The following is a 10,649-nucleotide window of genomic DNA, read 5'->3' on the forward strand; positions in this document are numbered from 1 at the left end:
ACCACCGACTCCGCCACCGGGTCCTAAAGTTCGCACCCGGGCGATTAGCTCAGTTGGCTAGAGCGCCACGTTTACACCGTGGATGTCGGGGGTTCGAGTCCCTCATCGCCCACTCGACAAGTGTTCACTATGTCGGTTTTCTCCGACAGATTCGACAAAACAACGGGTTTCTGTTCCGTCGTCTTTTTGTCGTGCGGCTCCGTGCTGCTTTCCACGTGTGCGTGCTGCGCCGCATTCTGCGCCGCGCGATAATGTTCGTCGGTCACCTGAAGGTAGTGACGCGCGGCGATCGCTTGGGTGTTGCCCAGCCACTCGCAGACTACGTGGATGGGGAACTCTTCGGCGAGCTCAGTCTCGCGGGTGCTCCGCAGGTTGTGGAACAGCTTGGGCCAGGGATCGATACCAGCGCGGCCAATGATCCGCAGCAGTTGTGTTCGCAGATTGGCGTTCGTGTCCCGGTAGCGGGTAATTAGGTGGACGCGGTCGGTGACCTCTTCGTTCTCGTGAGTATCCCACACTGCATCGAGCTCCTTGCGCAGCTCGGGGAACAGCGGGATGATCCGCGACTCTTTGCCCTCGTGGTGCGCCGTTTTGGGGCTTGTAACACGCAGTAGGCCCTTCTCCCAGTCGACATCGTCCCAAGTGAGGGTCAGATGCTCGCTGGGGCACCGTAGGCCACCATAGCGGCTCAGGGCGAAGATCAGCCGCCACTGGGCGTCGGGGCAGGCGTCCAGGACTTTGGCGGCAACGTCGCGGCTCACAAAGTGGAACCGCTCGCGGTTGGCCTTGATCGTCAGACCTTTCAGATCGGCGAATGGGTTCTCGGCGATTAGCTTCGACCGTAGGGCAGCCCGGAAGAACTGCTTGGCAATACCACAGCGTCTGCGCGCCGTGTTGGCGGCCAAACCTTGACCATCCTTCTTGTCGGCCAGCCACAGTCGAAACTTGTCGGCATCGCCCGGTGTAACGCTGGCGAGCTTCGCGTCCTTGCCGAAGAACTCTAGCAGGCAGCGCCGAGTGTGGCCGTAGACCGTGGCCGTGCTCCTTTTAACATCGCTCCGCGAGGCAATGTAGTCGTCGAGGAAGGTTTCCAGGGTATGGACATTCCGAGGCTTGCGCGACTCGATCAATTCGACGCGGGCCAACTTCTCGGCCAGATCGTCCGGGATATTGGCGACCCAACTCGCAGTATCGGCGTCGATCGAATGCCCGGTGGCTTTTGCCGCAATCAAGTGCTCGACCCGACCTTTTACACCCTCGGCGAACCGCTGAGACTTCTTGCCCAAGCGAATGGTGCGCCGCTTGCTCTTGTCGAGCGGATCGACAAACAGGATGCGTCGTTTGCCACCAGGGTCTTTCGCGATGCTAGCCATCTTGTTACCTCGTAAGGGTTGTTTGTCGTAGGACATTGTCTCACGTTGCACGCAATCGCGCAAGATTGCAGGGCGTGGAAATTAGAAGATGTTGGAGGGGTATCGATTTGTTGCGTAATGTTGCGGCGACTTTGGTTTATTTCTCAATGTCGCTAGTCGTAGCCATTTGCAGGACTAGGCAGGTTGCCACACCGAGAAGTCGACCGTTTTGCCGCAACACGAGCAATCGCGACGGATCGACCTACCATCGTGGATAGGAACTTCGCGTAGGACTATTGAGCCACATCGACTGCAAGCAGGGACGTCGGTTTCGCCAGAGTGCGCCACAGTCTCCCCAGTGTGCGCCAAGGCATTTTCCTTGGCGTACTCTGTAGACTCTGGCGCATTGTTGGCGCAATCTGTGGCGGGATCGTCGGGCAATCGCCACACCCAGGGACCACCGAATCCATCGGGTTCAGCTATCACACGCAGCTTGCCACGGGCACGGTCGAGGGTCCGGTTGGCGATGCCATCAGCCTCGGCGGCCTTGCGGACAGCTTTCCCCGGGTGAGGACCCGTGGCCAGGTACTCGGCGAGCCACGCCACCGCCTCGTCGAGCGCGGACATCTCGCCCGTGGCGTTGCCAGTCTCCCGGGCCAGGGCATCGTCGGCCGACATTTGCACGGGCTCGTCGTCCCAGTGAACCGAAGCAGGCTCGCCTGCGATGGTAAACGCCAGCCCCGTCGTCGAGGCGGCCAGGTTGCTCTTGCCGGGCAGCAGCAAACGGCGCTGGTCGTCGTCGGGATCGCGGGAAAGGTGCCACACGCTACGGGCGAGGCCCGTGAAAGCGCGGCTACCAAGCGCCGTGTCGTCGGCCGATTGCGCTGTACCCTTTCGACGATGGGCAACCATCAGCACCGCCGCGCCACGCTGTTCGGCCAGTTTCGCGATCGGAGCCAGCACGCTGCGGACTTCATTGTCGCGGTGGGCATCGCATCGACCACCCAAAAAGCTACCGATCGGATCGATCACAATCAGGCGGCAGTCGGGCACTTGGCGGAGGGCTTGCTCCAGAATCTCGACGTCCGACAGAGTGAAGATCAGCTCGGTCGTCTTGCCGTTCTCGACGCGCTGCGATCCCTTCAGTAGGTGGATGTTGTTTACATCCGCCGAGTGAGCGTCCAAACGGGGACGGATCGTATCGTGCGGATCGTCCTCCGCCGTGATGAAGATCACGGTCCCACGCTCACACGGCTCACCATCTGGCCAGGGAGTGCCGGTCGAGATGCGGCTCGCCAGATCGCAAGTGACGAAGCTTTTGCCCTCACCCGGCCGGCCAACCAACAAGGTGATCCGACCGCGTGCGATGCGCCCCCGCCACAGCCAGTTGATCGGCCGCGGGTCGACGTCGGCGAAGCAAACGAGCGACGGCCCATAGCCATCAGCCGGCGACATCGGACTGTCTGGCAACTGGGCCTCGTCGGGCTCACCTTTCAAGTGCCGCAGGATAGCCGGCTTGTGAGGGCGCAGCTTGGCGAGCCAGTGCCGCTTGTCCTCGTCCGCTTCGATCTCCAGTTCACTGTCGACGACATGGACGACCACGCCATCGGCCTGAGCCTTGTGTAGCAGCTCTACAGCGTCCATACCTTCGCCCTCCGTGGCTTACTGGGTGTGAAACGTTGCTCGACAGCATCGAGTCCCTGCAGGAGGGCCAGATCGTGTTGGCGGCGCACCAGATCGCTCGGCCGCACGATTCGCAATTTGTCGGCCGCGCGGCGTTTGATGGGCCAGTGCAGGTCGCGATAGCGTAGCGGGAGAGTCTGGTCGAGAAACTCCTCGGCCACTACCTCACCCGCAACGGTACCCGTCGTGGGGACCATCACGATCAGGACGTCGATGTTCCGTTCAGCGAAAGCTTCGAGCCACCCATCGGCGTGGGCGAGGACGAGGACCGCTTGGCGGGGCGGTGGCGCTGGTGGTCCGTTCTGCTGGGACCGGTGGGGATTTTTTGCTATACTTTTCATTGGGAAGTCCGTTTCGGATTCATGAACGCCCGGCCATCACGGTCGGGCGTTCGGCTTTTGGAAAATGTGGAGCGCCCGGGAGTTGAACCCGGCAAGACAGAATGGGAAGTCCGTCTCGGAACCCACGCGCCCCACAAAATGGGCGATGGGTTACGACTTCGTGCCGGCAGTGGCGCGTTCTGAGATGAACTTTCGGATACTGGCTGCAGGGTATCTCACCAAACGGCCGATACGGACGTGGCTGATCTCGCCGGTGTCCTTCAACTCCCACAATTTGCGGGCGCTGATGCGGAGCGCCTGGGCGGCCTCGTGCGGGGTCAGCAATTGGTTGGCCTCACCGGCTGCGTTAGAGGCGTCTTGACCTTGGTAGCGGGGGGACATAATCGCGATGCTCCAAAAAGGGGTAGTGGGTACCGCAACGTCGCGGTGGCCCGAGCATCGCATGAGATCACGTGGGTCACGCCCGGAAAATCAATGGTCTATCAATTGTTAGGCCGCAAGAACCCGCATTTGCCGGCCGGAAATCGTAGAAAAAAGTACGGCCTAACAGTGGCATAACAAATTGCTACGCCGAATCATCTCGCTTATAACGCTTGGCGATCTTAAGAATGGCGGGATCACTCGCCTTGTAAAGAAACGTGGGAGTGTTGGGCCGGCGGTTTTCAGACTCGATCCAGACATCATCGCCGAGCGAATTCCGTTTTCGTGTGAGTTGGTTCATAAACGCTTGCTCCTTCTTGGGATCTATGTCCAGCTCTGCGATCAGGTCACTTCCTCCGAAGAACCCCCTTGGTGAGGTCTGCACCGGAGGTTGCGGCTTGGTCGGCGATTCCCCGGAATCTGCCCCACCGTTCACGGTAAGGCACTCATGGTGAGTCCGACCGCCATCGCGCTGGGACTCGGCCCAATCGATTAACGCCAACGTCACATCAGAAGCCTCATCGACTCGCTTACGATCGTCCAGCTCGTGGCGGCAGATACGTTGCAGCTTGATCCACAAGCGTTTACCCGCTACAGGGAGTTTGCGATCCAAGAAACACCCTTGAAGAGCTACAACAGCTTTGTGAACAGCTCCATCGGGCTCTACATCCTCGACCGCAAAACCATCAGGGTCGTCCCCCTCGGAAGTCTCGCCAGTGTCGATCATCCCATTCAGCGCTGAAAACCAAACAGGCACCCGAGAAGTCCAGCGGGGGCAGAAAAGCGTCTTGAAGTCGCTGCCCGACGAACCCCTCGAATCCGTGAGCATTAAAGAGTTGCGGGAAGCATCTTTCAACATTCAGCAACTGCCCTTTTTGATGAATGGGGCGCGAGAGAGACTGTGCCACCTATTGGACTGCATTGATCCTTCCACGAAGTCCTTTTGGCGAGAGAAGGGGGAGGGGCTTGAACTGATCAGCAACGAATGGAATCGAATAAATGAAGAGATAAAAACGCGCTCGAAGCTGCCGCGAATAATAGAGCGACTCTTCGAGGAAGTTCTGGCAGATCGAAATGATATTGGGATAATATTTCCAGGTGGTTATGAGAATGCGTTGGCATTGATTCTTCCGCGAGAAGAATCCGATGAAGGGGTGCTAGTTGCGGCCACCAAAGCACGACACCGGGCTGGTGATAAGCTGCAATACGGAATGGATTATTCACTCTTGGAGCATGGCATAGCTTCTATCGGTCCAATACAGGTCCACCGCCACACTGAAGAAGGTCTCGTCTTGGAAGCTTCCAGCGTGGGCGAAGTTCCACTAGTTTCCAAACCACCGAAGTTGCAGGCGGATGCGGGGAAACAGTTGAGTGATACAGGCGATGGCCTAAGGATAAGTCCAGGCTACTTGACCAATTCAGGTGTAGACTCGGCGTCGCCTGGGTTCTTCGTGTACCCCACCGCGCACGAAGCAATCTACATGGCAGCACGACACTTTACGTCGCATCTCGATTTGGACGAGAAGGTAACCAGTAGGGCACTAGGCCATCCCAAAATCCGTGCGCGTCTTATCACAATCTTGACGAACTGGTTTGACGATTTGGAAACGTGCGCCCGGATGCTTCCAGGTGAGCTTGCGACCGCAACCAGTTGGCTTGAAGCTCGCCAGCGACTCAATGCGAAAAACATGGATGGACAACGCAGCGACGAACTTGACTCAAGATTGACCGATTTGGTTAGCGCCGCTTCCGCCTCGTCGAGCCATTCCACAAGCCGCTCCTCCCAAGCCCCACAGCTATCAATGTTCTCGCGCACGCGGAGGCACAGATATTCATAGTTCCCAAACCGCTCTCGTGCTTCGTCTTCCTCCTCAGATTGCCCAGTCGGTCCGAACACTTCGGAGACGACCAATTCCTCGAATGGTCGATCGCGTGTATTACAGAGCTCGTCATGATAGGCCGCCAATCCGGCGCACTTGCCGACCAAAGTGAGTCGTCGTTGCCCCATTGCATCGGGAGGGGGGAGCGGCATGGTTGGCCGTTGCCGCCACTTCTCATCTGTAAGCGGGGCCATGCTAAGGCGGCCTGCCAAGGTATTGCAGTTGTACTCCTCGTAGAGTTCATCCGGGATTCGGGCCTTGTCGAGCCCTGCAGAGAACTCCTGCAACCACTCTTCCACCTGCGCTCGCAACCAATCGCAGTTCCCATCCACAAACCGGACTAGCCGGTCACGAAATGCGCTCGCCACAGATACCGCCTCCGTGTCGCGGTGTTATCGAATCCTGATATGGCAAAGGGGGGAAAGTGGCCAGGAAAACCACCGTTCGGGAGCTACCCTATCCCCATTCCAATTCTATCGCGGAGGAATACTCCGTCCACTTCGTGCAGCGGTGGTGAAACAGGGTGGCGAAAGGTTCAGAATACTCACAAGAACACCCCAACCAACGACTGCAAGCGAAGGTCGATTGACCGTATGGTTCTGGTCCAATCACACCTAATCACACCCGGAGTGCGTCTCCTTCGGCAGACCCAATAGCCATCAAACGCGAAGATTGGCGTTACGGAAACCGCCCTCGAACGTCAAATTGTGTCGACAAAACAAGTGGTTTGCACACTATTCCATGTAGAGGGTAATGCGAGCGGTGCGACTTTCCAATGGGTCATCCACTCCCCCAGCAACTCACGCAGGCCATCCTGCCAGTCGCCGATGCAATCGAGAAACGCCATCATCCGTTCGCGCTGGTGGGCTTCTTGGCAGCTACGGTACGTCAGCCGGTGGCAGTGGCGACAGCCGAAGTAGCGGGCACCGTTGGGCAGGTACAGTTTACCCACCCGCCGCTGGCAGGGAGTGTCGCCGACCATCAGCGGGCAGGTGAACCACCACCGCACGCCCCCAAAGTTCGCTGGCGTGCTCTGCATTTGGATGGGAATCTCGATACTCTCCGTATCGTTTCGGCGGTAGTGCAGCGTGATGGTCGGCCCCACCCCGGCTATGCCGTTACTGCTGGCGACGTAGTAACCGATCGAAGATTCCCATCCACCGTATCGGGTCCAGGTAAACGAGCCCGACGCGCCGTGACACATCCGCCCACGAAAGTCGCCCACGCATAACGCCAGCGACTGTTCGACAGTATGCTTTTTCTCGAACCGGTACCAAGTTCCGCTGCCGATTCCACCCATGCGTCTTCCAATCTGCCCAGTGAGATTTTGCCAAAATCAATAGGCATCTGGGGCTATTGTAGCGGGCTCAGTCGATAGTCGGCGCGGAACTGGATCGCACGGAATCGCAATATGGAACTTATTCAAGCAAATACGGCATCCGCGGCGGTGCCGTCTTCCACATCAGGGCCACTTCCTCGGTTGACAATCCATAGGCTTCGTTTACCAAGTCGCCTAACTGCCGTTCCAATTGCAGGGCCTCAGCCGCCTGCCTACGGGCTGGTTCGATCGTCCGGGCGTGCTCGTCTCGCAGGCTCCTAAGGCCAGCAGCGGAAAGTGGGTTCTTCCTGCCTCGCAGACGTTTCACCTCCGTCACGAACTCGTCAGAGTCGAGGTCCGTCGGTAACTCGAGTTTTCTGCTAGGTTTTTCGATTTCGTATTCAACACGCAACCAATCTTGGATTGTCTGGCTCACTTGGCGATGTTGGGTGTTCCACTCGACCAACGAGCAGACGCGATCTTCTATTGTCGCGCGAAGTTGTTCGGTTGGCTGTGCGATCGGAAGGTTCCTTAGCACAGTAGGATTTGGTGCCAATGCCTCGTCTTTCATGTGCGGTAGGAATCGCCAGTTATACCACCAAGCCAGAGGAGAGTTTAATACGGCCAATAAGTATGGGTCACCAGACAGGATAAATGCCGTCTTGTTGTTTCCGTACATACCCGTGGTATCCAATGCATAACATGGGTGATATTGGATCAACTGGTAATAGATCTTTGGCTCATTGAATCGTTCCCAGTAGGCGCACGACCGCAACTCCCACCAATAGTGCCCCTGATCGGAGCGTTTTCGTAATGCCGCTTCGTGCCCCTTCATGTGAGTGAAGAGCGACGGATATGTCTGGCTGAAGACCTGCTCTGCGTCGTCGGAATCAGACCAAGGCCATTTGAAGTCCCCGCTAGACGGAATCGCAATCATCCAATAGTTGGCGTATTCCAGACACCAACGGCCAATGTCTGCTCGGGGGCAAACAGTCCGCCGTTGTAGGCATGGATCGAGAGCGCCGCGTTTCCTCGATTGATTGAATCGAACAAGCCGCGAAAGTTCTCCCAGATCGGCCGTGGATGGTACGGGTCGCGGTGCTCGTAGGCTTTGCGAATGGTCTCTGCGGGCAGCAAGCCGCGATCCTCGCAGAACGCCACGAATAGAATGCGGTCGAGTAGCTTTTGAGTAGCCGACAGTACGTCGTGACGCGGCACCTCGGGATTGTCTTGGCTAAGTTGCTCAAAGGCATCTTGCCGCATATCCGCGTAATTAACATAGAACTCTTTTGTAAGTTCGCGGCCTACTCTCTCCGATTCGGCGAACAGGTTGTAAAAGTGGCACTTCCCCGATTCTGGCACAACGCGGTCTGCACCCAGCAGAAAGAGGAAGCGACGCAACGCGTTCTCGTTGGCGGCCAATTCTTCGGTATCGAATCTCTCGTAGGTTTGCTGGTCAGACCCCTTGTGATAGAGCCGGGTTTGTCGAATCGAAGTAACGATAATCCAATCGCAGGGGAGATTGATGGCGTAGCGGTATGCTTGATCTACGGCCGACATTCGCCGGCCGGCGTAAGGACGCTCCAGCGGGTCGCGCGGCCCCTTACCTTCAACTGCAACCACGTAACGTTGGTGCCCGTTGAAGTCACCCAAAACGGCATCGGCGAATTCTCCCTCGGCCTCTACGAATCGCTCGAAACCGATCGTATAGCGGTCTTGGCCGGCCGGCCCTTTGTAACCAAGAATCCCCACAAAAAAATCGGACAGAAAGTGGGGCAGAATCTCTTGCTCGCCAAACCGATCGACACGGCCGGATGAAATCTCGTCGGCCCAATGGTCTATCTTCGCGGAGTCGATCTCCGGCAACTCGAAACCCGACAGGTGCGATCGAAGTACATCTGGTCGGAAAAGCGGTTTAGCTTCAACTGGCATTGTTCGGCACCGGCGGTCAAAGCCGGTAGTTTAACCAGTTTTGCGATGGCCCAACAGGCGAGGGATGCCAGGCCGGCGAACCGGATTCGCCCTGATCTTGTCGTCGGAGGCTGCTTGGGGCAACGTAACCTCTGACGTCAGCTAGCCAAATAGTGCTTGTACCCATACAGCATATACGTGAGACTATTGTGTGGGCTACAGATTAGCGGAACTTGGCACAAGTTGATAACCGCTGTTTCTCTGATGGCGTCTAACTTTCCTCGAAGCAGGAACCATGACCTATGTATACGCTTAGGATGCGGATTGGGATTTGGCTATTCGTTACCGCCCTGTTGCCGGTTTCCTGTAATCATGTTCTAGCCGCGAATCCGATAGTCATCGCTGGAGATACCTCGAATGCGTTCCTAGGGCAATCGGTCGAAGTTGATGGCGACTCCGTTATAATCGGAGTTCCCTGGAGTATATCAGCTTGGGGAATCGCGGTTTCTCCACAATCGTCACTCATTGTTGATGGGGACACTGGTGAGCCACTGCGGATACTGCCAAGTGGTGAATCAGGTGAAGCGTTCGGAATAGCCGTTGCGCTTCGTGGGAATTACGCTGTTGTTGGAGCGAACGACACAGAGTGGATAGATCCGTCAACAGGGGAGACTCGACTTGGAGTTGGAGCAGCATACCTAATTGACGTGCAATCGAATGAGGTCATTCTAGATATTGATGCTCCAAATCCTTACGACGAATACTCGTTTGGCGCAAGCGTAGCTATCGATGATCAGATAGTCGTGGTAGGCTCAAAATCGGCTGCTCACATATTTGATTTGGCTACGGGGTTACCAATTGCAAGGCAACCCATAAAAATGAGTAGTGTCCTATTCGATAGCAACTACGTGGACACGGACGGAGGAGTTTCCATCGTAGGGTCTCCCTTGGAAGTGGTTGATGGGCTTTCGTCCGCTGGAGTAGTACACATCATAGATACTACCGATACCGGCTTGAGTACGGTGCTTAAATCACCTAACCCTCAACCGGGGTCCGAGTTCGGCGGTTCTGTCGCGATACTTGGCCACCTAGCGCTGGTTGGTGCGGCCAATGACGATGGAGGGGCTAAGACTGGAGCCGCCTATCTATTCAATCTCCAGTCACGCGAATTACTAAATCGCTTCGTAGCACCAGTGGAGAACTCCAGCGATTATTTTGGTCACTCTGTAGCCTTGCATGGCAACGTGGCTGCCATCTATGGGAATGGTTCGATTTGCCTATTTGACACGGTCAGTTTTGACCTGTTAACTGTGCTTGACCTGCAGGCCGATCGAGGCGATTTGGTCAGAATCGCAGCCTCGGATCGATGGCTAGTAGCCGGCAGCCCTTTAGCTAGTTCGAGTAGTGGTTTCGCCAGCGGTGTGGTCAATATCTTCGATATTTCCTATTACGCAAGCGGACTGCCTGGCGACTTCAATGCGGATGGAACTGTGAACATCGCTGACTACACTGTGTGGCGAAACAACAGCCTGTCCGTTGAGGATTACCAACGGTGGAAGGACAACTTCGGCCGCACGCTATCGGGAGCATCATCGACCGAATCGACTGTTCCCGAGCCAAGGTCGTCTATCCTTATACTTGCGCAGATTCTCTTTGGGTTTGCGGTACTCCGTTCATCTAGCCGTCTTTTCGCTCATAGAACTCTGTCCCTGGTTCATAGTCGCGAACATCGCCCACCTGGGGA

11 protein-coding genes and 1 tRNA gene are annotated in these 10,649 nt (G+C 56.7%); 4 read left to right on the forward strand and 8 right to left on the reverse strand.

The genetic code is table 11. The features are described 5' to 3' along the window. Positions 1-38 precede the first annotated feature (38 nt). Positions 39-112 (forward strand) — tRNA-Val (locus NG895_RS28940). On the opposite strand, the gene NG895_RS31010 is transcribed toward NG895_RS28940, so the two are convergent. Beyond that, the gene (locus tag NG895_RS31010) at positions 72-1,145 is read right to left on the reverse strand and encodes a tyrosine-type recombinase/integrase (protein WP_425267272.1); all 1,074 of its coding nucleotides are present in this window, start codon (positions 1,143-1,145) and stop codon (positions 72-74) included. The genes NG895_RS28940 and NG895_RS31010 overlap by 41 nt on opposite strands. On the opposite strand from NG895_RS31010, the gene NG895_RS28950 reads away from it, so the two are divergent. Further along, entirely contained in the window at positions 1,098-1,388 is a 291-nt protein-coding gene (locus tag NG895_RS28950) for a hypothetical protein (RefSeq protein WP_252856056.1), read from the forward strand. The genes NG895_RS31010 and NG895_RS28950 overlap by 48 nt on opposite strands. A 159-nt stretch (positions 1,389-1,547) precedes the next feature. Here NG895_RS28950 and NG895_RS28955 read toward each other — a convergent pair whose 3' ends face one another. From NG895_RS28955 to NG895_RS28970, 4 genes are all read right to left on the reverse strand, one after another. Next, positions 1,548-2,996 (reverse strand): AAA family ATPase, encoded by a 1,449-nt coding sequence (locus tag NG895_RS28955; RefSeq protein WP_252856057.1) that lies wholly within the window; start codon positions 2,994-2,996, stop codon positions 1,548-1,550. Beyond that, positions 2,984-3,376 (reverse strand): hypothetical protein, encoded by a 393-nt coding sequence (locus NG895_RS28960; protein WP_252856058.1) that lies wholly within the window; start codon positions 3,374-3,376, stop codon positions 2,984-2,986. Before NG895_RS28960 ends, NG895_RS28955 begins: the two co-directional genes overlap by 13 nt. A 150-nt stretch (positions 3,377-3,526) precedes the next feature. After that, positions 3,527-3,757: a helix-turn-helix domain-containing protein gene (locus tag NG895_RS28965; RefSeq protein WP_252856059.1), complete on the reverse strand. Its 231-nt coding sequence runs from the start codon at positions 3,755-3,757 to the stop codon at positions 3,527-3,529. Between the two features lie 184 nt (positions 3,758-3,941). Next, positions 3,942-4,523, reverse strand: a complete 582-nt coding sequence (locus NG895_RS28970; protein ID WP_252856060.1) for a hypothetical protein — start codon at positions 4,521-4,523, stop codon at positions 3,942-3,944. Here NG895_RS28970 and NG895_RS28975 point away from each other — a divergent pair. After that, complete coding sequence (locus NG895_RS28975) at positions 4,513-5,634, forward strand: hypothetical protein (RefSeq protein ID WP_252856061.1); 1,122 nt, start codon at positions 4,513-4,515, stop codon at positions 5,632-5,634. The genes NG895_RS28970 and NG895_RS28975 overlap by 11 nt on opposite strands. Before the next feature lie 742 nt (positions 5,635-6,376). On the opposite strand, the gene NG895_RS28980 is transcribed toward NG895_RS28975, so the two are convergent. The 3 genes from NG895_RS28980 to NG895_RS28990 form a co-directional block, all read right to left on the reverse strand. Next, positions 6,377-6,976 carry a hypothetical protein gene (locus tag NG895_RS28980; protein WP_252856062.1) on the reverse strand — a complete coding sequence of 200 codons (600 nt, stop codon included), beginning with the start codon at positions 6,974-6,976 and terminating at the stop codon, positions 6,377-6,379. 118 nt (positions 6,977-7,094) lie between these two features. Next, positions 7,095-7,931 carry a BREX-1 system adenine-specific DNA-methyltransferase PglX gene (locus tag NG895_RS28985; protein WP_252856063.1) on the reverse strand — a complete coding sequence of 279 codons (837 nt, stop codon included), beginning with the start codon at positions 7,929-7,931 and terminating at the stop codon, positions 7,095-7,097. After that, positions 7,928-8,926, reverse strand: a complete 999-nt coding sequence (locus NG895_RS28990) for a type I restriction enzyme HsdR N-terminal domain-containing protein (RefSeq protein WP_252856064.1) — start codon at positions 8,924-8,926, stop codon at positions 7,928-7,930. The genes NG895_RS28985 and NG895_RS28990 overlap by 4 nt, the downstream gene beginning before the upstream one ends. Positions 8,927-9,207: 281 nt before the next feature. On the opposite strand from NG895_RS28990, the gene NG895_RS28995 reads away from it, so the two are divergent. Then, positions 9,208-10,649: FG-GAP repeat protein (locus NG895_RS28995; protein WP_252856065.1), on the forward strand; the 1,442-nt coding region annotated here is incomplete at its 3' end.

It is taken from the genome of Aeoliella straminimaris (genome assembly GCF_024054565.1).
GTDB classification, from domain to species: Bacteria; Planctomycetota; Planctomycetia; order Pirellulales; family Lacipirellulaceae; genus Aeoliella; species Aeoliella straminimaris.